Below are 24,899 nucleotides of genomic sequence, written 5' to 3'. Positions count from 1 at the left end.
GCCCTTCGACGAGGGCGTTGGTGGCCAGCGTGGTCGACATCGAGACGAGCTTGATCGCGCTGGGCTCGATGACTGCCTCGGACAAAACAGCGTCTGCGGCGCCGGCGATGCCCTCGGCAAGATCGTGCCGCGTGGTCAGCGACTTGGCCTTGGCCACGATGCCTGTGGATTCCGACCACAGCACGGCATCGGTGTACGTGCCGCCAGTGTCAATGCCCAGATAAAGTGGCGACGGCTGGAGCGCATATGCGTTCATTTTGATCAGTCACCCGACCCAGGTTCCGGCGAAAAATATTTCGCGAGCTTGTCCGCTTCGCCGTCGAACGCCTTGGCGTCGGCGGGTGGATCGCGCTTGATCGCAATATTGGGCCACGCAGACGCATACTCGGCGTTCAGCGCGAGCCAATCGTCGAGACCAGGCTCGGTATCGGGAAAAATGGCCTTCGCCGGGCATTCCGGCTCGCAGACGCCGCAGTCGATGCATTCATCGGGATGGATGACGAGCATGTTCTCGCCTTCGTAGAAGCAGTCCACCGGGCAGACTTCCACGCAGTCCATGTATTTGCATTTGATGCAATTGTCGGTGACGACGAATGTCATTCGGTGGCCTTCAGACCAAGCCGTAGGTCATATCGAGGGGAATGCGATGGTCATCGATAGCCCGCACGCCAGCGGTGTTTTCAGCCAGGACGATCGAGGCTTTCCGCTCCTGCTCCGACAGATACGTTCCCCACAGGGTGACCACGCCGTTGTTCACGATCACGTCCGAACTCGAGGGCCACGATTCGGATAGCAAGGCATCGACAATCTCCATCCTGATGCTGCTGTCGTCATGCAAGGCCGGAGCGCGCCACCCTTTCCTGGCAATGACCAGCGCTCGCACCAGATTAGCGCGGCTGACGATCCCAACCACCTGCCCGTCGCGCAGCACTGGGGCACGCTTGATCCGATTATGCTCAAGCAGGGTTGCGATCTCGGCGACTGGCGTACTCTCGACCACCGTCGCAACCTGCTGTGTCATGACGTCGATCACATGATCGGAATGAGACTTGACATAGCCTTCCGCCTGAACCGCGTTGTTGGTGAACAAATGAAGCCACCAGGAACAGCCCTGCGGCGCTGTTCCGATCTCCGCCCGGCGGATCAGGTCCCCTTCACTGACGATGCCCAGCAGCGCACCTCGATCAATCACCGGCACGGCGCTGATCCCGTGCGACAGAAGAATACCGGCGACCTCGTCCACCGTACTGTCAGGCCCTACCGCGATGACCGGCGACGTCATGACGTCTTTGGCGATCAGCATTTCGTTCTCCTTCACCGGTCTGCAGGCGGCAGTACCGGCGGCAAGGTCGTTCCTGAGCCTTGCCCGTTGCCAGCATGGAGATGGATCGCGCGACAAAACTCCCTTGCATGGAAAGCGTAAGCTTCCAGATCGGCCGGATCGCCAGCGAACAGCCCCATGTCCTCGGCTTTGTGGAAGAACCAGGGAGCGGGCAAACCAGGATCGAGCGCGTTCACGGCAACAGCCGCAAGCAATGGCAGGCCTTCGTCCGCATCGTCGTCCATCAGTTGTTCGAGTGCACCCCGGATCACGCCTGTTGCTTCCGAACCAACCATGCTCTCGGCCAGTCTTGCATAGGTGATCGGCAGCCGGGTCCGTGCTTGCAGGAGCAGTTCCTCGCGCAGCCGCGTTTTGAGAGCATTGTCATCCACGGGTACGATTGGGATGCCGTCATCTGCGTCAGGGCGATTGGCAGATACCATTCGACCGACGACATGACGCCGAATGTCCGGGCCAGAAAGGATCCTGCCGAAATCGTGTTCAAGCCTGTCCATTATTGTCATTGCCGAGCCCAAGGTGCCCTTCGCGCGATATCGCCAAACAGTCTCCTAGCGTTGAGACCTGCTGGCTGGCACCCAATCTGTCGTTTCGCTACGCACGAGCTTCACTCATCCTTATCTGCAAGACAAACGAAATTTATTGCCGCTTCAGCACAATTATTTTGCACCATGATTCCGATCGCGGTGAGGGGCGCAACCCTTTCCTTTTCGGATTCGATATGCATTTTTTACGGACGCGGCCGTCGCACCCCCAGCGTCCTGGGTTTCAGCAGGCGGCAATTCGCTCCCAAAGCGATCCAGAAGGAGATTTTGAGGATGATCACTGGTGCTCAATGCCGTGCCGCTCGCGCACTGGTCGAATGGACCCGTGAAAAGCTCGCCGGCAATTCAGGCGTGGATGCGCTGGTCATCGAAGAATTCGAGCGCCGGATCAACCTTCCTGACCGAGATATCTGCGACACGCTGCAAACCGCGCTTGAAAGCGCCAGCGCCGTTTTCATTGCCGAGAACGGCGGCGGTATTGGCGTTCGCCTGAAGCTCAACCGCTCGGAAGTCAAGCGGATCGGCGTTCTGGAGAATGAAGGCGGCATTGTCGGAACAGATGCCGTTCCATAAGCAAGACCTTCGGGGCCCAATGAATTCATGGTCGCAGCCCGTCGCTGGACAATCCAGGATCGGCATCGGCTTGATAGTGCACACAAGGGAGATGGCTCTCATGACAGTTATCTGGGACGATCTCACCAAGGAGGAGCAGACGGCACTCAAGCGAATGAACCGCGGACCCTACCCATCTCTATCGAAAGCCTTGGCCGAACGTCTTGTCTTTCTCGGGCTGGCTGAAGAAAGACCCAGCGGGACCGGGATAAACCGGGCCGGAAGAGAGCTGGTGATAAGAACGTTGCTTGGCGCCCGCTCTGACTAGTTTAGGATTGATACCCGCCAAACTGCACCGAGGTGGCTGACTTGACTTCCCAGATTGCTTCACCAACTATGGTCCTATGAACGCCGCAGTCAGAATTCGTCGCGATTTTCTTTTTCGGGTTTGCCCCATAGCGGGAATGTAGCCCCCGGCTCGGCTGCCATGCGTGCCCCGAGCCGAGGGGCGGTGCGATTACCCACATGGGATGGTTCCGCAGGACCTCAAGCCTCCGGAGCATTGGCGTTCCATCAAGATTTTCACGAATTGGCTCGATTCCGGCATCCTCCCTGGGCGGCTGGTCCGAGCGGAAGCATGAGTATTCAAATGCAAGACAACACGAAAACCCGGCGCAAGCCGAACATCCGCATCTCACAGTCAGACCATGCGCGTCTGTCGGCGGTTGCGAGCACCGTGGCCGCGCGCAATCCGGAGGCCTCCGATGAACTGCTCGCCGAACTCGAGCGGGCACGTATAGTCGCCGATGGTTCGGTCTCCGCCGGCACCGTCCAGATGGGTTCGACGGTGACATTCAAGCCCGATACTGGCAATGCCAAGACAGTCACGCTGGTTTTTCCTGGCGACGCGGATATCTCCGAAGGCAAGGTTTCAGTCCTCACGCCGATCGGCACGGCCCTGATCGGCCTCTCGGCCGAACAGTCGATCATGTGGACCGCGCGCGATGGGCGCCGGCACAAACTGTCGGTGCTTGCCGTAGGCCAACCCGCTGCGGACGGCGATGCAGTCGATCGGCGCGCACCAGCGTCTTCGGCGATCCCGGCAGACGCCTAGACATGGGCGTTTCCATCCGTCTCCTCAATCACGCAGGCAGCCTGATCGCGGGAGTGTGACCCCTGCGCCGGCCTGTTCTGGTCCGGCACAGGGGGTAGCTTCCACATCCGATCAAATGCTTGACGCCGGAACCCTTTCACGGGTCCGTCTTGGAGACGCACCATGCCCACTATCGATAGCTGCCAACTGACCACCAAGGACTTCACGATTCTTGAAGTGATGCAAGAGCGCCATCCCCGCGGCGATGCCTTGTCCGTTGTCCTTCAACGGAAGATTTCGAGCGCAATTGTGATGTTTCGAGAAGACATTCCGCCAACGGTCGTGACGCTCAGCACCCGAGTGACCTATCGTGTAAACGACGGCCCTGCCGAGACCCGCATCGTCGCACATGACGAGATGCGCGGTCTGGTTGGCATGCTTTTGCCGATCACCAACCCGCGCGGCCTGGCGCTGCTTGGTCTGGCCGAAGGTCAGTCCATGTCCATTCCGACCGCGCAGGGCGGCCATGAAACGCTGACTGTGCATGAAGTGGTCTACCAGCCGGAAGCGGCAAGGCGGGAGAGATTGGAGCTGGCGGGGGATGCAGCGCCGGACCCGTGGCGACCGAACGGACCGGTTTTGCGCGTCGCCCCTCACTCTGATGAGTCACAACCCAAAGCGGAAAACAGCGTCATGGCGGCTTTCAACGACGGGTTCGACGCCCGGGGCCGTCGGCCGCCTGAGGCCTCGACTATCCAGAACGCTGGGAAAGCGGGTAGACAAGCGTTCCGTCGAGCCTTGCCTCCACACCGTCGGTGAGCTTCGCCGGCTCGACCTTGTCATGGCCCATCAGATGAAAAACGGCCTCGCCACGACTGATCAGATAGTCCGCGACGATTCTTCTGTGGCAACGCCACCAAAGCGTTTCCGAGCACATGATGGCGCACCGCTGCTGCCTGCCAAGGGACACAAGCCGCTCCAGACCGCCATGAAACTCCGCTGACAGCGCGTAGTCGGCGTAGTTGTGAAAACTCTGGTTGAGCCAGAATGCGTTGAGCGTCGGTGGAATGGCGTGCGCCCTGCCGCGCAGGCCGCCAAGCTCGGCAATATGCTCATATCCGATCGCGAAATCCGCAAGGCTGTCCGGCAGCGTTTCGCTGTTGAATTGCGGATTCGCCCGCGATCGCCGCATGGTCCTTATGTCGACCACGAGCGTAATCTCGCCAACCCGCAACAGGGCGACGAATTCGGCGATCGACCGGGTCGAGTGGCCGATGGTGTGGAACGGATAAGGCATGTTCGATCAATCCATGGCGGTGGATTTCTTTCCGGCCGCATGATCAGTGATTTGGAACTGACAGAACACGGTCATTTCACCACCTGCTTCAATCCACGTAGCGCCTCCTGTACGTCGGTTCGCGACGCGCTTGCATCCGGATAGACTGCATAGGCCGGATAGGTGAATTCCGGCGCGCCCTCCACGACCTCCAGCTGCCCGGCCTCGATATGGGGCGCTGCCGCGCCCCTACGGAAATAGCCCATTCCGCCGGCGCGCAGAATGTAGCTCAGCCCAAGCGGACCAAGGCCGACCATTAATCCCGGCTCGCCGAAGGCAGAGGAACTGGCGCCATGTTGGGCCGCAAACAGCGGCCCCCAATCGACATAGACATAGTCCCTTGAGGCGTCCAACTCTGAGTCCCTGTCCGTGCTCCGAACCAAGACGAGCTGCTCCTCCACGAGGAGCTCCACCCTGAAGCCTGGCAGCAGCTTCGGCGCATAGAGCACCGCGATGTCGAGAACGCCAGTCCTGAGCTGCTCGAGGAGCTGGTCCGGCACGCCGACCTGGGCTTGGATGGCGATTTCCGGCCTGGCCTTCTTCATCCAGACCAGCCAATCGAGCAGCAGCGGGTTCCACAGGCTGAGCTCCCCGCCCAGGGCAACGACGCTTGTCCGTCCCGATGGGATGGCGAGCTGGTGGCGTGCTCGTTCCCAGATTTGCACGAATGATTGCGCGAACCGCTCGAACTCCCGGCCCGCCTGCGTCAACTGCGCACCATTGCGATTGCGGACAAAGAGCTGACGTCCGAGCTCTTCCTCCAACGTGCGTATCCGCGCGCTGACAGTGGTCTGGGTGACGTGGAGTCGGTCGGCAGCTCTCAGAAAGCTGCCGGAATGGACGATTTCCAAAAACGTGCGCGCGCGGTCGATGTCCATGCTGGTTCCCGATTAGTGCAATAATCTTGCATCAATACAGCATTTAATTCCGTTTGCCTTCCTGTTTTATGCAGCGCAACGTCCACGTAGGCGAGGGTCTCCGCTGTAACGGATATGGAGCGTGCGATGTCTGATCAGGAGGATGTTTGTCCGGAGACGAGAGAATACGCCTCTCCACCATGCTTTATGCATGAGCTTGTCCCGGGGTACGGCACTGAGCCGGCCGTTCAGGACGCATGGCCCGATGTCTGTCGATGGCGCAAGGCGGAACGCAAGCGTCTAATCGATGAGCGTCTCGCGATGGACGCCGAGGAACGCAATGCGAGGTCTTTACGCATCGCTTCCGTTCTCGACCTGGCCGTCGGTCGGGTGAGCGGGCGGATCGTCAGCGGCTATTGGCCGTTCCGCGGTGAGCCCGACCTCCGCAACTGGGCGATAAAGGTGATCGAGCGCGGCGGGCGGATTGCGCTTCCAGTCGTCATCAAGAAAGGCTGGCCGCTGGAGTTTCGCATCTGGGGGCCGGGAGACCCGCTCGAACGCGGAGTCTGGAATATTCTTGTCCCCTCTCATGGACCTGCCGTCCAACCGGATGTGGTCATCGCGCCCGTTGTCGGTTTCGACGACGCTAACTATCGCCTGGGTTATGGCGGCGGCTTCTTCGACCGGACCCTGGCCGCGGCGCCCAGGCGGCCTCTCGTCGTCGGCGTCGGTTACGCCCGTAGCAGGATCCGAACCATCTATCCGCAGCCGCACGACATTCCGATGGATGCGATCGTCACGGATGAATGAAAGAGCGCAGGCAAGACCTAGCCCCGTGTGACGGCGGATCGCAGGTGCCGTCCATGGTTGAGGCCGTCTTGCCTGCCGGAAGAGGAGAGCAGGAAGCACATCATGTCCAATCCAGCCTCGACCTTGGATGATCACAAGCCCCGGTTTCTCGTCCGATGGCTGTTCTCGACCAACCACAAGGATATCGGGACGCTTTACCTGCTGTTCTCGATCATGGCAGGCGTCTTCGGTACGGCGCTTTCCGTGTTGATCCGCATGGAGTTGCAGGAACCGGGTTTGCAGATATTTGGCGATCCGGGCGTCTACAATGTCGTCGTCAGTGCCCATGGGCTGGTCATGATCTTTTTCGTGCTCATGCCGGCGCTGATTGGTGGCTTCGGCAACTGGATGGTGCCGATCATGATTGGCGCGCCCGACATGGCTTTCCCCCGCTTGAACAACATCTCGTTCTGGCTGCTGGTGGTGTCATTCATCCTCTTCATCACCTCGATGTTCGTTCCGGGAGCGCCCGGTACGCTCGGCCATGGCGGCGGCTGGACGCTCTATCCGCCTTATTCGACGGATGGCCAGCCAGGTCCCGCCGTCGACCTCGTTATTCTGTCCATCCACCTTTCGGGGGCCTCCTCGATCCTCGGCGCGATCAACTTCATCACCACCATCTTCAACATGCGCGCACCCGGCATGACCATGCACAAGATGCCTCTGTTCGCCTGGTCGATGCTGGTCACCGCCTTCATGCTTCTCATGTCGCTGCCGGTGCTCGCCGGCGCGGTCACCATGCTGTTGACCGATCGCAACTTCGGGACGACCTTCTTTTCGCCGTCCGGCGGCGGTGATCCGATCCTCTACCAGCATCTGTTCTGGTTCTTCGGCCATCCCGAAGTCTACATCATGATCCTGCCTGGCTTCGGCATCATCAGCCACGTCATCTCGACCTTCGCCAAGAAGCCGATCTTCGGCTATCTCGGCATGGCCTATGCAATGGTGGCAATCGGCGCGATCGGCTTTGTCGTCTGGGCGCATCATATGTATACGACCGGCCTGTCGGTCGACACGCAGCGCTACTTCGCCTTCGCATCGATGGTCATCGCCGTTCCAACCGGCGTGAAGGTGTTTTCGTGGTTGGCGACCATGTGGGGAGGATCGATAGAGTTCAAGACACCCATGATGTGGGCTCTCGGTTTCGTCCTGCTGTTCACCATTGGTGGCGTCACTGGCATCATGGTTGCGAACCCCGGTATCGACCGCGTGTACCACGACACTTATTTCGTGATCGCTCACTTCCACTATGTGCTGTCTTTGGGGGCAGTCTTCGCGATCTTTGCCGGCTTCTACTACTGGTTCCCGAAGATGACCGGCTATATGTACAGCGAAACGCTCGGCAAGCTGCATTTCTGGCTGATGTTCATCGGCGTCAACCTCGTCTTTTTCCCGCAGCATTTTCTGGGCATGGCCGGCATGCCGCGACGTTACGCCGACTATCCCGATGCTTTTGCCGGCTGGAATTTCGTCTCGTCGATCGGTTCCTACATCTCAACGGCCGGGCTCGTCGTTTTCTTCATCGCGGTTGCCGAGGCCTTCAGCCGCAGACGCCCAGCAAGCGCCAATCCTTGGGGCGAAGGGGCGACCACGCTGGAATGGCAACTGCCATCGCCGCCGCCCTTCCATCAATGGGAGAAGCTGCCGCGCGTTGCCTGAAATTCAGCTCCGGTTCCGAACCGGCGCCTGCTTCGACATTCTGTCGGGAGAACGTCATGAACGAAACCACAGATCCAAACAACCAGATCCTGCTCGTGGCGATCATAGCGTTTTATTGGGCATTGCTGGGCAGTTGGGGCCAAACTCTGCCGCGCTCGGGCAACGACAAGGCCAAGCAGGACGATGCGCCGACAGAGCAGCGAACCGGCAGTATCGACGATATATCCTATACGGACACACGCTTGGATGCGATCCGAGAGATCGACCCAACTTTCGACCTTGCCGCGTTTCTGACCGGTGCCAATATGGCTTATGAAGCTATCCTGCGCGCGTATGCGGACAGCGACATCCCAACGTTGAAGCGTCTCGTCGGGCCGGAAGTGCTCGATATCTTCGGACGAGCGATTGCCGGCCGCCGGGATCGGGGGGAGATGCTGCAACTCACCTTCATTGGCACGAAGGAAGCAAAGGTCGTCGACGCTCTTGCGGAGAACGGCACCGCTGAGATTGCCGTTCGCTTCGTTTCCGACGTGGTCAGCGTTACACGCTCGGCCAACGATGCGATCGTCGCCGGCGATCCCCAGCAGATCGTTGAGGTGATCGATACGTGGACGTTCGCCTGTGACACCCCGTCAACAAAGCGCAATTGGATGTTGATCGCCACGGAAGGCGAGTAACGAGTGCATGCTCATCCGATGCCTGCCTGACAGCCTTGTCAGGTCAACCCGGAGCGCTCGAGCCGCGCGGAATTTCAGCTTTTGACAATGTGCATCCACGATTTGTGTATCACGATCAAATCGGCATGACCGGTTCAGTCGATCATTCTCAAGCCGCGAGCGGGTAGCACCGCCAAAGATCCACTCCCTGAACCTGCTGTAGCCTCAGGCGCCGGATATGGTCAGATCCGCATGCATCGCATCGGCCATATCAGCGATTGATCCACCATCAGATCTTTCCGGAGACACGTCAGCCTTCGCCCTTACGCCGTGGCTCGAATGGAAGGCGACGCATCGTTCAGGCTATTCCAGGTTTCATCGGTCGCGGCATCCTCGATCGTGATTATACCAACCTCCTGAGCCATTTGAAAAAGGGGCACGGCATCGGTAATCGCACGCTTGGCTTCACGCGTATCCTTCCATCCGACAAGAACCTTGTTGCGGAAATTTCCTGGTTGGTCGAGGCGACGAAGACAGGCCGTCCTGCCTGGAGGATCAGGCTACCAGGTGGGTGGAACGATGAAAATTGCCAGAAGAGGCGCCCTCTGGCGACGCTGCGACGATGCCGGCTTGGCCAAGGGGAAAACGTCAACAGACACCCTGCCGCGCAACGCGGCTTCACAACGCGACAACCCTCAAAGCCGGAGGTCTACCTGCACAGTTTCAAAAAAGTCGATGATGAACGATGGTTGTGGTGAGAAGTACGCCGGCCGACGTGATTGTGAATGTCCTCCCTACTCGAACATGATCCGAGCGGTGCCTCTTTTGGCAATCAACAGTCTCCGAGCCTCTTGGATCCGCTCAGCCTGTTGTTTGGAATAGGGACCCATTGGCCGAGTCTTTTCATCGCCGCGACGGACCCTGCAGTACCAGCGGCCCCTGTCCGAAAAGATTTCGACCGAGGTCGGCGCCTCATCGGACGCTTCCCTGGCCACACCGGTAGCGAACTTGACGATCTTTGAATGAACCGCGTCCAATCCGTTGGTGGTGCTCGGTTCCTGTTGCACTGTGGACATAAGTCGAACTCCTTTCAGTCACAGCGACGCACCGCTGCGCCATACGGGTTGCGCTCTCTACGGATCGCGGTGCCCAAGAGCGCTTGCTACCTTGCCATTTGGCGCTCCATTTCCATCTCCGCCCCTAGACTTTCGATGTCACGGAAGATCGAAGCGACAGCCAGCGTGCGCCCTTCGCGCTTGAAGCGCAACAGGCAGTCCCTGGCACCGATGTCTCCATCGACAGCAATCTCGTCCCATTGCCCGGCATGGCCGACATAGTTGATGGGAACGTCGTAGTGCTGGCTCCAGAAGAACGGCACGGCCGCGAATTTCTCGCGATGCCCGAGCATGTTCAGGGCCGCGGTTTGCCCCTGCCTCTCTGCAACCACCCAATGCTCGACCCGAATGTTCTCGCCAGTGTGAGGATCCGGCCACCGCGCAATGTCGCCGGCCGCGAATATGTCCGGTGCGCTCGTCTCCAGAAAGGCATTTACGGCGACGCCGCGGTCAAGAGTGAGCCCCGCCCTTTCGGCAAGCCCGGTCCGCGGACGCACGCCGACGCCGGCGACGACGAAATCCGCCGTCAACATGTTGCCACTGCTTAGTTTCACTTTGTTGCCGTCGATGCTGCTCGCGGTGTCCTCGAGATGGAACACGACTCCATGCTCCTCATGGAGTGCGCGGATGAAGTCACCCATTTGCGGACCGAGGGCCCGTTCCATGGGTCGTTTATCCGGCGCCACGACATGAACTTCGATATTGCGCGCGCGCAGCGCTGCGGCAACTTCCAAGCCAATGAAACTGGCGCCAAGCACGAGGGCGCGGCGCGCAGTCGTGGCTCGCTCGATGATCACCTTGCAATCTGCAAGCGAGCGCAGCGTGTGAACATGTGGCTGATCCGCGCCGGGGATGGAGAGGCGCACCGGTTCGGCCCCCGTGGCAAGTAGCAGTCTATCGTAAGGAATCCTGCTTCCGTCAGCCAGAATGACCTCGCGAGAACGCAGGTCGATATCGACGGCCTTCGTATCGAGACGCAGGTCGATGTTGTTTTTTGAATAGAATTTCTGGCCGCGCAGCGGAATCCAATCCTCCGGAGCCTTCCCTGCGAGGTAGTCCTTGGAGAGATTCGGCCGGTCGACGGGCGGCGCATGGTCGTCGCTGATCATGACGATGCTGCCCTGGTACTGCTCTCGCCGCAGCATTTCGGCCGCCGCGAAACCGGCCGCGCCGCCGCCGACAATGACGACTTTCTCGGGGACCCCGCCCGCGCTTCCGCCGCGCGGCTTCGGCGCCGTCCGTTTGAGTTTCTCGCCCACGAATATCCGCCCATCGCGCTGTTCCACCGACCAGCAAGCGAGTGGATTGAAGGCAGGCGCTCGCAAGGCTTCGCCTGTGCGCAGATCGAAGCAAGCGTGGTGCCACGGACATCGAATGGAATCCGACACCACAAGACCGTCACCGAGCGGCCCGCCGTAATGTGTGCATGTCGCGCCGATGGCGAAGATCTCGGCCCCGCGGCGCACCAGCAACACCTGCTCGTCGCCGCAATGGCCGACAAGCTTTCCGCCATCGAGAAGGTCGGACAGCGCGATCCCCTGGACCAGATCCGGTCCGTTTGATTTGGTATCAGCTTCAGCCATATTCTCGTCCTTGGCGATCCGTGTCAAAACCGCTCGTGCGGCGAAGCGGCACACTGCTTCGGGGTACCTTCTGCCTGGCTAGTGCGCCTTCAGATTCTCAGCATTATCCGCGCCGACATTCCGACTGCGTCATGTACTGGGCTGAGTGGCTCAGACCGCAGTCTCCCGCTCTCGCGGACATCATGCAAACGAATTTAATCGATAGTTGAGTGCAGTTTTCATGATGGCTTTCCCTCCGCGATTCCACTGCGCACAACTACAAGATCGCCTGCCCAGTCTTTCCCCAGTCGGCAAGAAACGACTTGAGGCCCTTGTCGGTGAGTGGATGTCTGGCGAGGTTTCTGAGTATCGCTGGTGGTACGGTCGCGACATCCGCGCCTGCGATCGCCGCCTGTTTGACATGGAGTGGAGTGCGAATTGAGGACGCCAGGATTTCCGTCGTGAAGGATTTGCCGTTGTCGTAGATCACACTTCAGGTTCGGGAGCGACTCCGGCTGGCACGGTCATCTGATGAGGCGTTGGCGACTCTCGAAACTGAGCCACATCGGGAATTCCCCGCCAATTTAGATACTTCCGGCCTCGGGCCTGGGGTGATGTCCAGGCAGTTCGGAAATGCCTAGGATTCAGGGCTCGTCATTCGCCGCTTGGTCGGACAGACCCATTTCTGGTGCGGCATCACGGCGTCTTGCCACGCATAAGATAGATTGATAATATATCTTATATAGAGGATCACATCGAAGAGCGAACCAAGGCTTCAGCCAGCTTGCGTCGGAGAAAACAGGAGCTTCGGAATGACCGCGAACGGTCGAAGCAAGAGAACAATCGTGGTCGACGGCGTGCCATTGCCCAACATACTCGACGAGGCAATGATCCGCGGTGTAGTCCACGGGTTTTATGACGAAATTCGCCGTGATGACCTTCTCGGTCCCATTTTCCACGATCGGATCGAGCCAGATAAATGGCCGCAGCATCTGGCGAAGATGTGTGACTTCTGGTCCGCTACTCTACTTCGGACATCCCGATACGACGGCAGGCCACTGCCGCCGCACCTGGTCATAGCCGGCCTCGGCGCGGCGCATTTCCGTCGCTGGCTAATATTGTTTCGGACAACGGTGCGTCGCATTTGCCCGGCCGAGGTGGCGACGCTTTTTATGGATCGCGCGCTGCGAATTGCTCACAGTTTCCGTCTCGCGATCGCCTTCAACGGCGGCGAGACCACGATCGGCATCGAACCTATCGTCGAGAGAGACTTGTGATGCACGACCGGTTTGTGAGTGGTTCCTACAATGCACAGCGATCGACAGGGAGCCGTGATTCATGCGGCTGACCAGCTTTTCGGATTATGCATTGCGGATGCTGATGTACACTGCCGCCGCCGGTAGCCGGCTTATAACGATCGAGGAGGTTGCCCGCACCTTCAACGTGTCGAAGACGCATCTGAACAAGGTCGCCAACACCCTGACCCGTGGCGGCTATATGAAGGCAATCCGCGGCCGTTCCGGTGGTCTCATTCTCGGGCGCCGGCCTGAGATGATCCGGATTGGCGATGTCGTGCGGTTAACCGAGCCGGATTTCGCGCTGGTCGAATGTTTCGCGACCGGAAACCGATGTGTGCTAACCGCCTCCTGCAAGCTTTCAGGCATGTTTGACGAAGCGACAGCCTCCTTCCTGAACGTCCTTGACCGCTACACGCTCGCCGACATCACACTGATGCCCGAAGACTTCCTCGGCGGTCAGATACCACCCGTTCGCACCAGGGCGACACGCAAGACCGTATAGTGTTGCGCGGCTTCGACGCGCGCTGTTTTTGCTCGGATGTGAGATGGGCCATGGCTGAACCAAAGAAGAATGATCAACAGGTCACAAAGGACATTGATTCTGATATCGACCCGGACAACACTCTGCTGCCGATGCTTATCGGTGGGCTTGTCCTGATAGTTATCGGAGCGATCATCGTGATGATGTTTGTGTAGTTTCGCAACGATGGCGTGTGACTTTATCGGCCCGGCTGTTGTCTGGGCGCCTGCAACCCCAATTGCGATTTGGCGGATGGAGAACTGTCGGCCGAGGAGGGGAAGTACAGAGCGCGCGACCGGCGGGCGCTTGGACAGCGCATAGCCGGCGACGATGAGCTGCAGGAGGTATATCGTCGTCTGCGCCAGCCCGGCCCCGATGATCCGGCAGAGCCGATCTCCACGGCCGAGATGCGGCGCAAGCGCCTGCTGCTCACCCCGCGGAGACGTCGTCATTGAGTTCAGAACTTGCATTCCGCTTCGTTAAACTACCATTTCGCACTGCTCTTGTTCCGAACCCCTCATGACGTCGGCGTACCGTTTTGGGTTGAAGTGCAGATAGAGAAACGCTGTGACGGTCACGCAGCCGAGATGCATGATCCATCCGCTGCTGAAGCTCCCGCTCCAGCCATGCAGGAGCGCGGTGGCGAATGGACCAAGCGCGGCGATCAGAAAACCGCCGCCCTGCATCAGCGCAGCCAGCGCGCCCGCCTGCTCCGGCCGCGGCAGATGATCGAGCGCCGTGACGATTGCAAGCGAGAAGCTTCCGCCAAGACCGGCCCCGCATATCCCCACCCACAGAACGGGCGACAGTGCGGGAAAAACCGCAAGTCCGGCAAAGCCCGCCGCCTGCAGCAGCAGCGTCAGCCAGAGCCAGGGACGGCGGTCGATGCCTCGACGCGCCAGGACAGGCAGCACCAGGGCCGAAGCCGCCTGGCAAATGGCCATCACGGCCACAAGGTTGCCGCTGGCGGCACTGCTCCATCCTTGCGCCTGGTAGTAGGGCGCAAGCCAGGCGACCATAGAGGAATAGCCGGAGTTGACCAGGCCGAAGGCCGCCATCAGAACCCAGGTCCGTGGGCGGCGAAGCAGAAAACCGGTCAAGGCGCGATCGGGTCTTGAAGCCTTGGCGTCGGACAGGACGCGGAATGCCGCGCACAGCGCAATGGCGGCGGGAGCCGCGAGCCAGGCAAGGGCTGCCCGCCAGTCGTATCCGTTGTTGACGAGCAGGGGCGCCAGACGTGCGCCGAGCGCCCCACCGCCCATGATCATGCAGGAATAGAGGCCGGTCACGGCGGGTGTGCTGGTCGGGAACTTTGCCTTGATGATCCCCGGAAACGCGGCCTGGATGAAGGCCACCCCCGCCCCGCAAAGTGCCGCCGTCAGGATCAACGACAGGCCGCCGGGCACGACAAGCCTGAGCAGCGAGCCCGCTGTCAGCACCATTAGCGCCGCGAGCAGGCCCCGGCGCGTTCCGACGGCCGCCTGGATGCCCGGTGCAACGAACGCACCGAGGCCCATCAGCAGCATCGGCAACAGCGTCAGCATGGCCAGGCTGCCATAGCCCATCCCGGTGTCGGCCACGATATCAGCCAATATCGGTCCCGGGGCCGTCAGGAAGGGACGCAGGTTGATCCCGATTAGCACGACGAGGGCAAGCAGGGTCCATTGCCTGTCGGTTACAGGTTGCGCGGTCATCGACATTTTCGCGCTGTTCATCTGGCGCCCGCTTGCACCAGCAGGGTTATCATCTGCGCATAGCCGTTCCTGCGCGCGTGCCGCAGCGGTGTCGCCCCGTCCTTGTCGGCGAGATTGACGTTGGCGCCGGCCTCGATCAGCCGCCTCACGATCTCGACATGACGCTGCCCGCCATCGCCGAGGATGATGGCCTCCAGCAACGCGGTCCAGCCGAGCTTGTTGACGTGATCGACATCGACACCGGCATCGATCAGCGCGCCGACGGTCTCGACATGTCCGCGTTCGGCGGCCGGAATGAGCGCGGTGCCGCCATAGCGATTGGTGCTCTTGAGGTCGGCGCCGTGCGCAAGCGTCATCTTCAGGATTTCGAGATGCCCGCGTGCGCCGGCGTAGAGATATGGACTATCCTGGATATCGTCCTTGGCGTTGACGTCCGCGCCAGCCTCGATGAGAGTCCTGGCAGCGCTGACCTTGTTGCCGTGGGTCGCGACGAGAAGAGCCGTGCGGCCGTTCTCGTCGCGCGCGTCGATCCGGGCCCCCTCGGAAACAAGCATCTTGATCATGGAGACATCGTCATTTGCCGCAGCCGAGTGAAGCCTTGTCTCATTCATGTTCTGCCCCAACGCTATCAATGGAATGCAGGCGACGATGACGCCCAGCAAAAGTCTGCGCTTGACCATCGGCATCAGCCCCCCGACACGCTGTGCGTGGAAGCCGAGCGGGTTGCTGCGGCGAGCGAAGCCGTCATGCTCCGCCGAGAGGTGGCGAAAGCATCCTGCCTGGGATGAAGTTCCAGGCCGACGAGCAATTCCGCGAGCCTGACAGCCGCCGACACCCCTTCGACGACCGGGACACCGTGAAGGCTGGCCAGTCGCCGCGCCATATCCGACATACCGGCGCAGCCAAGCACGATGGCGTCGGCGCGATCGACCCGCAGCGCCTCCTGGATTTCTTCGCTGATGATCGACAAGGCTGCCTCGCCATTCGCTTCCAGCGCCAGGACGGGAATGCCGCTCGCCCGCACGGTGGCGAATGGCGAAAGGCCGTAGCGAACCAGATTGTCCTCGAGAATAGGAACGGAAACCGGCAAGGTGGTAATCACCGTGAAGCGCCTCGCCACGATGCTGGCGACGCGGGCGGCGGCCTCGCCTATGCCGATAACGGGCTTGCGCGTCAGCATCCGCGCGGCGTCGAGCCCGGTGTCGTCGAAGCAGGCGATGATATAGACCTCCACGGCGTCACTGCGCTCGGCCCGTTCGATCCGGTCGAGAAGACCCGGGACCGCCTTCGCGCCATCGATCGGGCCTTCGATGGAAGCCGGGCCGCTGTCGTTCTGCATTGCGATGATTTCGGTGCCGGCCTGCGCGGTTAGCCGCGCCGCGACGGCGATGGATCCCGTCATCGACACGGTCGAATTGGGATTGATGATGCCGATGCGTACCATGCGAAAATTCCTATAGCCGCCGTCCGATGGAACGTGCATCGCTGCCGTTCCGCATCGCTGATGGGACTGTCTCGATATTGAAGCCTATTCGATCAGATCCGTGTCGCGGCTGTGCCGCCAGAACCGGTCCGGGGTCCTGAGCAGATCGCGCAGGCCCAGCCGCTCGATCATCAGTTCCGTCTCCCGCTGCGCGGCATCGAGCACGGCATCCTGATCGATATGAACCGGCTTGCGGTCTCGCAACAGCACGCGTCCGCCGACCAGCACGGTGTGGACGTCGTTGCCGTTGGCAAAATAGGTGACACGGAATTCCGGCATGTTGGCCGGGTAGAGATGCGGGCGCCGCAGGTCGACAAGAATGACGTCGGCCTTCTTGCCGGGCTCCAGCGATCCGACCTGATGGTCGAGGCCCAGGACACGCGCGCCGTCGATGGTGCACATCTCCAGGGCCTTGCCCGGCGGAAGCCAGCTCGGATCGTGGAAATGAGTGCGATGATAGTGCATGCATTGCTGCATGTGACGGAACATGTCCGCGGAGCGGTCCGGCGCGGTCGCATCGGAGCCGATGGCCACCACGACGCCAGCGTCGAGAAGTTCCGTGACCGGGCAGCGCGCGAGAATGGCGGCCACGGCGCTCGGATTGTGCACGATGCTCGTGCCGGTTTCGGCGCAGATCGCTATTTCTTCGTCAGTCAGGGCGGTCGCATGCGACAGCAGTGTGCGCGGCCCCAGAATGCCGATCTCCCCGGCGATCTTCACGCTGCCCTTGGTATGACCATCCTGGGTGAAGATCAGGCCGCGCTGTTCGGCGATCTGCCTGACCTTGCGCGATTGCGCGATGGCGTCCCCTGCCCCGGGACCATCGAGATGTTCCTGATGCATGGTCGGCGTCAGCAGGGCGAGATGCAGACGATCCTCGTGGGTGCCGTGCCAGCGGTCGGCCAGCTTTTGCGAGGTGGCAAGCTGCTGGTCGAACGACACCGGATAATCGGTACGGCTGGCGCCCTTCCAACGTGCATAAGTCAGGGGGTGCGGCGGGCGCGTGGTGCCGACGGCGACCACTGAGCGCGTGCCGATGCCAAGCACGCCTTCCATATGGGCGTTGCCATAGGCCGGATCGTCGGTGCGCATGACCGAATCGCCGCCGCCAAGCAAGGACACGCCGGTCGTCACGCCGAAACGCAGGCGTTCCAGCGCGGCAAGCTGCGCCTCCGCATGCCAGAATTCCGGCGTCGAACCCACCGTATAGGCACCTTGGCATGCCCTGTACCAGAGGTCGCTGCGGCCGCCGCCCATCGTCTTGATCAGCCCGTGCCCGGCATGGGCGTGGCTGTCGACGAAGCCTGGCATGACGGCCATGCCGCGGGCGTCGATCGTCTCGCGCGCCGGATGGTCCCGCGCCACGTCTTGCGAAGCGCCGACGGCCACGATGCGGTCTCCCTCGATGGCTACGGCGCCATCGGGAATGATCCGCCGATCGGGATCGACAGCGATGACGGTGCCGTTTCTGATCAGAATGTCTGCCATCACAGGCTCGCTTCTCTTTTTTCGCTGCAAAGGATGCGGTCGAGCGAAGGCGCGAGGCGCAGGAGTTCGCGCGTGTATTCGTGAGTGGGCGCGGAGAACAATGTTTCGGTATCCGCGAGTTCGACGATCTCGCCGCCTTTCATCACGGCGACCCGGTCGCACATCTGCCGTATCACCGCGAGGTCGTGGCTGATGAACAGCATCGACAGCCCGGCAAGATCTCGTAGGTCCTTCAACAGGTTGAGAATTTGCGCCTGCACCGACACGTCGAGCGCCGAGGTCGGCTCGTCGCAGATCAGCAGCGATGGCCGGGGGCCGAGCGCCCTCGCAATCGCGATGCGCTGGCGCTGGCCGCCTGAAAAGGCATGGGCGAACCGAGAGCCGGCCTGCGCCGGCAGGCCCACCGCCTCGAGCAATGTCTCGGCGTCAAGCCGCGCTTCCGCTGCGCTGGAGGCAAGCTTGTAGAACAGGATTGGCTCCGCGATCGCCGAATTGATCCGCAGCCTTGGATTGAGGGCCGAATACGGGTCCTGGAACACCATCTGGAGTGACTGGCGCACGGTCTTGTCGCGACGGGCGGCCAATGCCGTGCCCTGAAACTCTATGGTTCCCGAACTCTGCGTCACGAGACCGGCAATGGTGTTGGCGACCGTGGTCTTGCCGCAACCGGACTCGCCGACAAGCCCGAAGATTTCGCCGCGGCGCACCTCGAAGGAGACGTCCTTCACGGCCTTGAAGACCGATGCCTTGCGGCCCGGGATGAACGAGCGCTGGCCGTATTCCACGCAAAGATTGCGTACCGTCAGCGCGGTTTCGCCGTTGCGCCCCGCAGCGGTGCCGGTGTTCTTGGAGCGCACGGCTTCGCGCGCCTCCAGTGTTGTCTTCGTTTCCTCGCTTGGGACCGGCAGACGGTCAAGGCGAATGTCGATCGGCGGAACAGCGGCGATCAGCGTGCGCGCGTAAGGTGCCTTGGGCGCCGTCAGCACATCGTGTGTCAATCCACTCTCGACCACGCAACCGTTCTGCATGATCGTGACCCGGTCGGCAATTTCCGCAACCACGCCCATATTGTGGGTAACCAGCAGGACGCCGACGCGGCGATCATCGGCAAGTTCGCGGATCAACTTGAGGATTTGCGCTTGCACCGACACGTCGAGCGCCGTCGTCGGCTCGTCGGCGACGATCAGCCTTGGGTCGCAGGCAAGTGCGGTGGCGATGACGACACGCTGGCGTTGGCCGCCCGACAATTGATGCGGATAGTTGCCCAGCCGGCGTTCCGGCTCGGGAATGCCGACGGCTCTCATCAATTCGAGCGCGCGGGCCCTGGCTTCGCGGCGCCCGATCTTCAGATGCGCCAGCATGCCTTCGCACAACTGGCTTTCCACGGTGAAAAGCGGGTTCAGGCTTGTCATCGGATCCTGAAAGATCGCGCCGACGTCACGGCCTGGAATGATCCCCTTGGTGCGACCGGTTCGGATGTCGATCGGCTTGCCCGCTATGGTGATGGTGCCGGAAGCAATCCTGCCGGGAGCCTGCAACAAACCCATCAGCGCATTGCCGACGGTGGTTTTTCCCGCACCGGATTCTCCCACCAGCGCATGTATCTCGCCGGGCCGGATCGTCAGGTCGATGTCGTCGACGGCAGCGAGAATGCTGCCGTTGGCAAGCGGATATTCGACCCGCAGATTCCTGATATCGAGTGCGTGTGGCGTTGTGTTTTTCATCAGTTCGCCATCAGTTTGGGGTTGAAGCGATCGCGCAGGTAATCGCCGATTATGTTGACTGCCAGAACCAGGACGACCAGCACGACGGCGGGCATAACGGCGATCCACCACAGGCCAGAGAACAGGAACTCGTTGCCGATGCGGATCAGCGTGCCGAGCGAGGGATAAGTGGCCGGCATGCCGGCGCCGAGGAACGAGAGGGTCGCCTCCGTCAAGATCGCGCCCGCCAGATTGATGGTGGCGATCACCATGACGGAGCTCATCACGTTGGGCAGGATGTGCCGCATCATGATGCGGCGGGAGGGAAGACCGATGACCTTGGCGGCTCGTACATAGTCGCGGGAAATTTCCACCATGCTGGAGGCCCGCACGGTGCGGGCATATTGCACCCATTCGTTGACGGCGATCGCGAAGATCAGGATGACCGGTGCCCAGTTCGAGACCGTATCGGCGCTCAATTGCGCGCGGGCTATGCCGCTGATCAGAAGCGCGACGAGGATCGTCGGAAAGCTCACCAGAACATCGGCGATCCGCATCACGATGCTGTCGATGATACCGCCGAAATAGCCGGCTATCGATCCCAGCGTGACGCCTATGGCAGCGGCCAACAATACCGCCCCGGCGCCGATCAGCATCGATATGCGCAGGCCGAAGAGGATGACTGAGACCAGATCGCGTCCCTGATTGTCGGTGCCCAGCAGGAAGCGCGGATCGCCACCGTCCATGAACACGGGCGGGATTTCCATGTCGATCAGCGAATATGAGGAGACATCGCGCGGATCGATGGGTGCGATCAACGGAGCGAAGATCACCAGCACCAGCATGGTCACCAGGATCAAGCCAGCGATCATGACCGAGATGGGAGGAAGCCTGCGCGACAGAGATACCTGCGTTGCCATCATTTTGTCCTCAGCCGCGGATCGATCAATGCGTAGAGCATGTCGACGACCATGTTGATCACGACGAACAGGAAGCCGACGAACAGCAGATAGGCCGCGAGGACGGGGATGTCCGGATAGCCGACGGCGTTGGTGAAAAGCAGCCCCATGCCCGGCCACTGAAAGACGGTTTCGGTGACAATGGCGAAGGCGATGAGTTGTCCGATCTGCAGCCCGGTGACGGTCACGACCGGCATCAAGGCATTGCGCAGCGCCAGACGGCCGTAGATGTAGCGGCGGGGCAGACCGCGCGCGAAGGCGAAGCGGACATAGTCCGAAGAGAGCACGTCGATCATCTCGGAGCGCACGAGGCGCATGATCAGCGTCAACTGGAACAGCGCCAGTGTGATCGAAGGCAGGATCAGCGATTTGAGGCCGGAGGCCGTCAGGAAGCCTGTCTTCCAGAAGCCGAGATCGACAAGCTCGCCACGCCCCGAGGACGGCAGCCAGCGCAGACTGACGGCGAAGATCAGGATGAGCAGCAGGCCGGTGACGAATGTCGGCATGGATATCCCGACGAGGGTCAGCGACTGGATCAGCCGCGACAGAAAGCCGTTCGGCTTCAGGGCGCAGAGAACCCCCGTCGGGATGCCGATGAACAGCGACAGGAGGGTCGCGACCACGACCAGTTCCAGCGTTGCGGGAAGCCTGGTCAACAGCAGGCTGACGACAGGCTCCTGGTAGCGAAAGCTGGTGCCGAGGTCGCCATGAAGCGCGCGCCCGACGAATTCGAGGAACTGTACGAAAAGTGGCCTGTCGAGTCCGAGAGCGACGCGCAAGGCATCCTTCTCAGCCTGGCTCGCGCCTTCGCGCACCATCGTGGCGACCGGATCGCCGACGAAACGGAACATGATGAAGGCGATGGCGGTTACGGCAACCATCACGAGGATGGCCTGCAACAGCCGCACCGATAGAATCCGGATCATCAGGAAAAACCTTTCAAGAAGCGCGGATCGAGACAGGCGGGGCTTGCGCCACCGCTGGAGCAGCTCGCGATCCACCACGGATAGCAGGCGCTCCAACCGAGTCAGGCGTGTCCGCGAAAGCTCCCTCGCAAGCGCGGGCACGCCTTACCGGCGCATTTTCCTAGTTCATATGCGCGAACCAGGGACGCACATACTCGTCGGGGAATTGCGGCATGTCGACCTTGTCGCTCATCGCCCAGGCGACCGGCTGCTGGTGCAGCGGCAGATAGAGGGCCTCATCATGCGTGATCTTGAAGGCCGCCTTCAGCATATCCACCCGCTTGGCCTCGTCGAGTTCGGTCGATGCCGAACGGGCCAATTCGTCGATCTTGGCGTTGGAAAGCCCGTTGGGGTTGCTGCCGCCATAATTGCCGTCATTGGTCGCCAGCAAGGCTTGCAGCACGCTGTAGCCATCCATCGGCGGTAGCGAGGCCCATCCGAGCATATAGATATCGAGATCGCCCTTATCCATTCGAGGGAAATAGGTCGTCTTGCTTTCGACGTGCACGTCGGCCTCGACGCCGATCTTGGCCCACATCGACGCGATTGCCAGGCAGATCTGTTCGTCGGCGATGTAGCGGTCGTTGGAACAGGCCAGTCCAACCTTGAAGCCGTCGGGATAGCCGGCTTCCGCCAGCATGGATTTCGCCTTCGCGACATCATAGTCCAGCGGTACGTCGATCGACTGATCGTAGCCGGTGACCTGTGGCGCGACCAGCATGCCGGAGGTGCGCGACTTTCCGCGCATCAAACGCTTCTGGATCGTGTTCAGGTCGACCGCGTGCCAAAGCGCCTGGCGCACTTTCACGTTCAGCAGCGGATTGGGCTTGCCGGGCGCTGCATGAAGCTCCGGCCGGAAGCTGAAGCCGAGAAAGATCTCGCGCAGCGACGGGTTCTCGACAACCTTCAGGCCGGCGGTGTTGGCGACCCGGTCGATGTCCTGCAACGGGACCGGCGCGATCATGTCGAGTTCGCCCGAAAGCAGCGCCGCGACGCGCGTGGCGTTCGAAGCGATCGGGCGGAATTCCACACCCGTCAGATTGTGCTGCGGCTTGTCCCACCATTCCTTGTTGACGGCGAAGACCGAGCGCGAGTCCGGCTCGTAGCTGACCAGCTTGAACGCGCCGGTGCCATTGGCATGATTGCTGGCGTAGGTGACGACCCCCGTTGAGGCATTGCCGGGCTTGAGGGCATTGTGCTCCTCCATCCATGGCTTGCTCATCATGTAGATGGCGACGAGATCGTTCAGGAGCAGCGGATAGGGTCCGCGCAGGATCAGGTCGACCGTGTAGTCGTCGACCTTCTCGACGCCGGTTACGGCGGAGAGGTTTTCTCGGTTGCGCGCGCCGGGATCGATCTGACGTTGGATGGTGGCGACGACATCGTCGGCATTGAAGGGTTGACCTTCGTGGAACTTGACGCCCTGCCGCAGCTTGAAGCGCCAGCGCGTCGGCGAGACGATCTCCCAGGAGGTCGCAAGCGCAGGCTCGATAGCCATTTCCTTGTTGCGGCGCACCAGCCCGTCGAACACCATGTTCTGGACGCTCTGGGTAAAACTGTCGACCTGGGCATTCGGATCGTACGAAATGACGTCGCCGGCCGATGACCAGCGCAGTGTCTGTGCAAGCGAAGGCGCTGTCACCGACATCACCATCGCAAGTCCGGCGAGCAGGACCCTAACGCATTTTCTCATTTTCTTCTCCCACTTGTATACGAAGTTTCCGATCTATTGGATACCATTTATCCCCATTGATATCGTACACACATTGTGCACAATATCAAGGCAGGCATGTTCGATTTCGTTTCTCATGTGCAAAACCGCTCAAGTGACCGTTCCGAAAAGGGATTCCGAATGACCCAGGCCTTGCTGATAGAAAACGGTGTCATCGTCACCATGGATGCGTGGCGCCGGATTTTCTCGAGGGGTCATGTCCTGGTGGAGGATGGCCGGATCGTCACCGCCGGCGACGGCGCGGCCCCCGCCACAGATCAGAAGGTGGCGCGCATCGATGCTTCGGGAATGGTTGTCATGCCGGGTCTCGTCGACACGCACGCGCATGCGGGTCACATGCTGACCAAAGGCCTGGGAGACGATTCCGAAGCCTGGATGACTATCGCGGGGCGTATCTATGCAGAGGCGTCGGATACGGAATTCTGGGCAGCCGAGGCCACATTGTCGGCCCTTGAGCGCATAAAATGCGGAACGACCACCGCTGCCCTGCTGTTTGGCGGCGGGCCGGACATCATGCGCACCGAGGCGCCGGGGGCAGCACGGGCACATCTTGCCGCCATCGCCGAAATGGGAGTGCGCGAGATACTCGCCGTCGGGCCGAACCGGCCGACCTCGTCCCATGTCTATCGGGACCACGCATACGTTCCGTATGTCGAAATCACCATTTCGCCGGAAACCCAGTTGGCAGTGTGCGCGGAAATCATCGATGATTGGGCTGGTCGCGATGGCCGGGTGCGGATTGCGGTCTCTCTCCCGGTGTTCACTCGGCGCGAACTTGACGAACAAACGGTATACAATCTGTCCCGCAATGCTCGCGACCTTGCTCGCGCAAAAAACGTGCTGTTCATCCAGGATGGCCATCGCGACGGTTCCATCGCCGCCAATGCGGAACGGCTCGATCTGTTCGACGAGCATTCGCTGCTGGCGCACTGCATCGAACTGACCGAGGCAGACATCGCCGCGCTGAAACGCAGCCACGCCAAGGTGGCGCATAATCCAAGTGCTCTGATGTCGGTCTCGGGCCGTTGTCCGGCGACGGAACTGATGGAAAGGGGTGTCACCGTGTCGCTCGGCACCGACGCGGCGGCGCCCGATCGCTCTTTCGACATGTTCCGCAACATGTTCCAGGCGCACCGCTATCATGCCCGGCACTTCAGGAACGATGCGGTCCTGCCGCCGATGCAATTGCTGGAGATGGCGACCATCGAGGGCGCGCGTGCCCTGTCGATGGAGAACGAAATCGGCTCGCTGGAACCGGGCAAGCGCGCCGACATCATCCTGGTCAACATGCGCCAGCCGCATCTGTGGCCGCCGGCGCACCCCGCGCAGCGGCTGGCACGCTTCGCCAACGGCGCGGATGTTGACACGACGATCGTCGACGGGCGTGTCCTCATGCGTGGACGCCGCCTCGTCGATCACGATGAAGACGCCATTCTGGATCGCGCCGAAGGAGCCTTCCATCTGATGATGAAACGCGCCGGGCTGGCATAGGCC

26 protein-coding genes and 1 pseudogene are annotated in these 24,899 nt (G+C 61.0%); 10 read left to right on the top strand and 17 right to left on the bottom strand.

Going from position 1 to position 24,899, the window contains the following annotated elements:
- The 4 genes from FJ986_RS29655 to FJ986_RS29640 all read right to left on the bottom strand — a co-directional run.
- Positions 1-256, bottom strand: a 256-nt coding sequence (locus FJ986_RS29655; RefSeq protein WP_281405519.1) for a hydantoinase/oxoprolinase N-terminal domain-containing protein, incomplete at its 3' end; no start/stop codon positions are given.
- Positions 257-261: 5 nt separating this feature from the next.
- On the bottom strand, positions 262-600 hold the full coding sequence (fdxA, locus tag FJ986_RS29650; protein ID WP_140518339.1) for a ferredoxin FdxA: 339 nt from the start codon (positions 598-600) through the stop codon (positions 262-264).
- A 10-nt stretch (positions 601-610) separates the two neighbouring features.
- Positions 611-1,303 carry a CBS domain-containing protein gene (locus tag FJ986_RS29645; protein ID WP_140676813.1) on the bottom strand — a complete coding sequence of 231 codons (693 nt, stop codon included), beginning with the start codon at positions 1,301-1,303 and terminating at the stop codon, positions 611-613.
- A gap of 11 nt (positions 1,304-1,314) precedes the next feature.
- Complete coding sequence (locus FJ986_RS29640; protein ID WP_140518337.1) at positions 1,315-1,836, bottom strand: hypothetical protein; 522 nt, start codon at positions 1,834-1,836, stop codon at positions 1,315-1,317.
- Between the two features lie 174 nt (positions 1,837-2,010).
- Here FJ986_RS29640 and FJ986_RS29635 point away from each other — a divergent pair, with 174 nt between their 5' ends.
- The 4 genes from FJ986_RS29635 (at position 2,011) to FJ986_RS29620 (ending at position 4,348) form a co-directional block, all read left to right on the top strand.
- A complete protein-coding gene (locus FJ986_RS29635; protein WP_246681850.1) occupies positions 2,011-2,457 on the top strand; it encodes a hypothetical protein in 447 nt (148 codons plus the stop codon).
- Positions 2,458-2,557: 100 nt separating this feature from the next.
- Positions 2,558-2,764 carry a hypothetical protein gene (locus tag FJ986_RS29630; protein WP_140500693.1) on the top strand — a complete coding sequence of 69 codons (207 nt, stop codon included), beginning with the start codon at positions 2,558-2,560 and terminating at the stop codon, positions 2,762-2,764.
- 321 nt (positions 2,765-3,085) lie between these two features.
- A complete protein-coding gene (gene rnk, locus FJ986_RS29625; RefSeq protein ID WP_140525742.1) occupies positions 3,086-3,550 on the top strand; it encodes a nucleoside diphosphate kinase regulator in 465 nt (154 codons plus the stop codon).
- A gap of 162 nt (positions 3,551-3,712) precedes the next feature.
- Positions 3,713-4,348 carry a nucleoside-diphosphate kinase gene (locus FJ986_RS29620; protein WP_140676810.1) on the top strand — a complete coding sequence of 212 codons (636 nt, stop codon included), beginning with the start codon at positions 3,713-3,715 and terminating at the stop codon, positions 4,346-4,348.
- On the opposite strand, the gene FJ986_RS29615 is transcribed toward FJ986_RS29620, so the two are convergent.
- Together FJ986_RS29615 and FJ986_RS29610 are read right to left on the bottom strand one after the other, a co-directional pair.
- Positions 4,281-4,826, bottom strand: coding sequence for a DUF488 domain-containing protein (locus FJ986_RS29615; RefSeq protein WP_140663427.1), 546 nt, complete (start codon positions 4,824-4,826; stop codon positions 4,281-4,283). The genes FJ986_RS29620 and FJ986_RS29615 overlap by 68 nt on opposite strands.
- A 71-nt stretch (positions 4,827-4,897) precedes the next feature.
- A complete protein-coding gene (locus FJ986_RS29610; protein WP_140518333.1) occupies positions 4,898-5,743 on the bottom strand; it encodes a LysR family transcriptional regulator in 846 nt (281 codons plus the stop codon).
- Between the two features lie 126 nt (positions 5,744-5,869).
- Here FJ986_RS29610 and FJ986_RS29605 point away from each other — a divergent pair, with 126 nt between their 5' ends.
- The 3 genes from FJ986_RS29605 (at position 5,870) to FJ986_RS29595 (ending at position 8,907) form a co-directional block, all read left to right on the top strand.
- Positions 5,870-6,532, top strand: coding sequence for a 5-formyltetrahydrofolate cyclo-ligase (locus FJ986_RS29605; protein WP_140676807.1), 663 nt, complete (start codon positions 5,870-5,872; stop codon positions 6,530-6,532).
- 102 nt (positions 6,533-6,634) lie between these two features.
- Positions 6,635-8,230: a cytochrome c oxidase subunit I gene (gene ctaD / locus FJ986_RS29600; RefSeq protein WP_140676804.1), complete on the top strand. Its 1,596-nt coding sequence runs from the start codon at positions 6,635-6,637 to the stop codon at positions 8,228-8,230.
- Between the two features lie 56 nt (positions 8,231-8,286).
- The gene (locus FJ986_RS29595; RefSeq protein WP_181165451.1) at positions 8,287-8,907 is read left to right on the top strand and encodes a Tim44/TimA family putative adaptor protein; all 621 of its coding nucleotides are present in this window, start codon (positions 8,287-8,289) and stop codon (positions 8,905-8,907) included.
- Between the two features lie 1,141 nt (positions 8,908-10,048).
- Here the strand turns inward: FJ986_RS29595 and FJ986_RS29590 are convergent.
- Positions 10,049-11,584, bottom strand: a complete 1,536-nt coding sequence (locus tag FJ986_RS29590) for an FAD-dependent oxidoreductase (protein ID WP_140676801.1) — start codon at positions 11,582-11,584, stop codon at positions 10,049-10,051.
- A gap of 256 nt (positions 11,585-11,840) precedes the next feature.
- Positions 11,841-12,050: pseudogene (locus FJ986_RS29585) on the bottom strand (transaldolase family protein); the annotation flags it as partial.
- Between the two features lie 325 nt (positions 12,051-12,375).
- Here FJ986_RS29585 and FJ986_RS29580 point away from each other — a divergent pair.
- Complete coding sequence (locus tag FJ986_RS29580; RefSeq protein WP_140560703.1) at positions 12,376-12,840, top strand: group III truncated hemoglobin; 465 nt, start codon at positions 12,376-12,378, stop codon at positions 12,838-12,840.
- A gap of 61 nt (positions 12,841-12,901) precedes the next feature.
- The gene (locus tag FJ986_RS29575) at positions 12,902-13,363 is read left to right on the top strand and encodes an Rrf2 family transcriptional regulator (RefSeq protein WP_140560702.1); all 462 of its coding nucleotides are present in this window, start codon (positions 12,902-12,904) and stop codon (positions 13,361-13,363) included.
- Here the strand turns inward: FJ986_RS29575 and FJ986_RS29570 are convergent.
- From FJ986_RS29570 to FJ986_RS29530, 9 genes are all read right to left on the bottom strand, one after another.
- Positions 13,318-13,851: a hypothetical protein gene (locus tag FJ986_RS29570; protein WP_140676798.1), complete on the bottom strand. Its 534-nt coding sequence runs from the start codon at positions 13,849-13,851 to the stop codon at positions 13,318-13,320. The genes FJ986_RS29575 and FJ986_RS29570 overlap by 46 nt on opposite strands.
- Positions 13,852-13,860: 9 nt before the next feature.
- Entirely contained in the window at positions 13,861-15,075 is a 1,215-nt protein-coding gene (locus FJ986_RS29565; RefSeq protein WP_140518193.1) for a cyanate transporter, read from the bottom strand.
- Between the two features lie 17 nt (positions 15,076-15,092).
- Positions 15,093-15,755, bottom strand: coding sequence for an ankyrin repeat domain-containing protein (locus tag FJ986_RS29560; protein ID WP_140518194.1), 663 nt, complete (start codon positions 15,753-15,755; stop codon positions 15,093-15,095).
- A 5-nt stretch (positions 15,756-15,760) separates the two neighbouring features.
- Positions 15,761-16,558, bottom strand: coding sequence for an aspartate/glutamate racemase family protein (locus FJ986_RS29555; protein WP_224655855.1), 798 nt, complete (start codon positions 16,556-16,558; stop codon positions 15,761-15,763).
- Positions 16,559-16,603: 45 nt separating this feature from the next.
- The gene (locus FJ986_RS29550; RefSeq protein ID WP_140518195.1) at positions 16,604-18,046 is read right to left on the bottom strand and encodes an amidohydrolase family protein; all 1,443 of its coding nucleotides are present in this window, start codon (positions 18,044-18,046) and stop codon (positions 16,604-16,606) included.
- A complete protein-coding gene (locus FJ986_RS29545) occupies positions 18,046-19,770 on the bottom strand; it encodes an ABC transporter ATP-binding protein (protein WP_140560701.1) in 1,725 nt (574 codons plus the stop codon). The genes FJ986_RS29550 and FJ986_RS29545 overlap by 1 nt, the downstream gene beginning before the upstream one ends.
- Positions 19,770-20,669 (bottom strand): ABC transporter permease, encoded by a 900-nt coding sequence (locus tag FJ986_RS29540; protein ID WP_140672545.1) that lies wholly within the window; start codon positions 20,667-20,669, stop codon positions 19,770-19,772. The genes FJ986_RS29545 and FJ986_RS29540 overlap by 1 nt, the downstream gene beginning before the upstream one ends.
- Complete coding sequence (locus FJ986_RS29535) at positions 20,669-21,634, bottom strand: ABC transporter permease (RefSeq protein WP_140500709.1); 966 nt, start codon at positions 21,632-21,634, stop codon at positions 20,669-20,671. Before FJ986_RS29535 ends, FJ986_RS29540 begins: the two co-directional genes overlap by 1 nt.
- A gap of 160 nt (positions 21,635-21,794) precedes the next feature.
- Positions 21,795-23,366, bottom strand: coding sequence for an ABC transporter substrate-binding protein (locus FJ986_RS29530; protein ID WP_140676795.1), 1,572 nt, complete (start codon positions 23,364-23,366; stop codon positions 21,795-21,797).
- A 159-nt stretch (positions 23,367-23,525) separates the two neighbouring features.
- On the opposite strand from FJ986_RS29530, the gene FJ986_RS29525 reads away from it, so the two are divergent.
- Positions 23,526-24,896 (top strand): amidohydrolase family protein, encoded by a 1,371-nt coding sequence (locus tag FJ986_RS29525; protein ID WP_140676792.1) that lies wholly within the window; start codon positions 23,526-23,528, stop codon positions 24,894-24,896.
- Positions 24,897-24,899: the final 3 nt, after the last annotated feature.

Origin of the sequence: Mesorhizobium sp. B1-1-1, from assembly GCF_006442955.1 — a bacterium.
GTDB lineage: Bacteria > Pseudomonadota > Alphaproteobacteria > Rhizobiales > Rhizobiaceae > Mesorhizobium.
This window is presented reverse-complemented; position numbering and strand designations above follow the sequence as displayed.

Excerpts from the sequence above, each read along its gene's own strand:
- FJ986_RS29610 (WP_140518333.1), bottom strand. The coding sequence starts at position 5,743 with ATGGACATCGACCGCGCGCGCACGTTTTTGGAAATCGTCCATTCCGGC.
- FJ986_RS29535 (WP_140500709.1), bottom strand. The coding sequence starts at position 21,634 with ATGATCCGGATTCTATCGGTGCGGCTGTTGCAGGCCATCCTCGTGATG.
- FJ986_RS29550 (WP_140518195.1), bottom strand. The coding sequence starts at position 18,046 with ATGGCAGACATTCTGATCAGAAACGGCACCGTCATCGCTGTCGATCCC.
- FJ986_RS29620 (WP_140676810.1), top strand. The coding sequence starts at position 3,713 with ATGCCCACTATCGATAGCTGCCAACTGACCACCAAGGACTTCACGATT.
- FJ986_RS29545 (WP_140560701.1), bottom strand. The coding sequence starts at position 19,770 with ATGAAAAACACAACGCCACACGCACTCGATATCAGGAATCTGCGGGTC.
- rnk (WP_140525742.1), top strand. The coding sequence starts at position 3,086 with ATGCAAGACAACACGAAAACCCGGCGCAAGCCGAACATCCGCATCTCA.
- FJ986_RS29615 (WP_140663427.1), bottom strand. The coding sequence starts at position 4,826 with ATGCCTTATCCGTTCCACACCATCGGCCACTCGACCCGGTCGATCGCC.
- FJ986_RS29570 (WP_140676798.1), bottom strand. The coding sequence starts at position 13,851 with ATGCAAGTTCTGAACTCAATGACGACGTCTCCGCGGGGTGAGCAGCAG.
- FJ986_RS29630 (WP_140500693.1), top strand. The coding sequence starts at position 2,558 with ATGACAGTTATCTGGGACGATCTCACCAAGGAGGAGCAGACGGCACTC.
- FJ986_RS29580 (WP_140560703.1), top strand. The coding sequence starts at position 12,376 with ATGACCGCGAACGGTCGAAGCAAGAGAACAATCGTGGTCGACGGCGTG.
- FJ986_RS29645 (WP_140676813.1), bottom strand. The coding sequence starts at position 1,303 with ATGCTGATCGCCAAAGACGTCATGACGTCGCCGGTCATCGCGGTAGGG.
- FJ986_RS29635 (WP_246681850.1), top strand. The coding sequence starts at position 2,011 with ATGATTCCGATCGCGGTGAGGGGCGCAACCCTTTCCTTTTCGGATTCG.
- fdxA (WP_140518339.1), bottom strand. The coding sequence starts at position 600 with ATGACATTCGTCGTCACCGACAATTGCATCAAATGCAAATACATGGAC.
- FJ986_RS29565 (WP_140518193.1), bottom strand. The coding sequence starts at position 15,075 with ATGACCGCGCAACCTGTAACCGACAGGCAATGGACCCTGCTTGCCCTC.
- FJ986_RS29530 (WP_140676795.1), bottom strand. The coding sequence starts at position 23,366 with ATGAGAAAATGCGTTAGGGTCCTGCTCGCCGGACTTGCGATGGTGATG.
- FJ986_RS29590 (WP_140676801.1), bottom strand. The coding sequence starts at position 11,584 with ATGGCTGAAGCTGATACCAAATCAAACGGACCGGATCTGGTCCAGGGG.
- FJ986_RS29525 (WP_140676792.1), top strand. The coding sequence starts at position 23,526 with ATGACCCAGGCCTTGCTGATAGAAAACGGTGTCATCGTCACCATGGAT.
- FJ986_RS29640 (WP_140518337.1), bottom strand. The coding sequence starts at position 1,836 with ATGGACAGGCTTGAACACGATTTCGGCAGGATCCTTTCTGGCCCGGAC.
- FJ986_RS29575 (WP_140560702.1), top strand. The coding sequence starts at position 12,902 with ATGCGGCTGACCAGCTTTTCGGATTATGCATTGCGGATGCTGATGTAC.
- FJ986_RS29595 (WP_181165451.1), top strand. The coding sequence starts at position 8,287 with ATGAACGAAACCACAGATCCAAACAACCAGATCCTGCTCGTGGCGATC.
- FJ986_RS29560 (WP_140518194.1), bottom strand. The coding sequence starts at position 15,755 with ATGGTCAAGCGCAGACTTTTGCTGGGCGTCATCGTCGCCTGCATTCCA.
- FJ986_RS29540 (WP_140672545.1), bottom strand. The coding sequence starts at position 20,669 with ATGGCAACGCAGGTATCTCTGTCGCGCAGGCTTCCTCCCATCTCGGTC.
- FJ986_RS29605 (WP_140676807.1), top strand. The coding sequence starts at position 5,870 with ATGTCTGATCAGGAGGATGTTTGTCCGGAGACGAGAGAATACGCCTCT.
- ctaD (WP_140676804.1), top strand. The coding sequence starts at position 6,635 with ATGTCCAATCCAGCCTCGACCTTGGATGATCACAAGCCCCGGTTTCTC.
- FJ986_RS29555 (WP_224655855.1), bottom strand. The coding sequence starts at position 16,558 with ATGCACGTTCCATCGGACGGCGGCTATAGGAATTTTCGCATGGTACGC.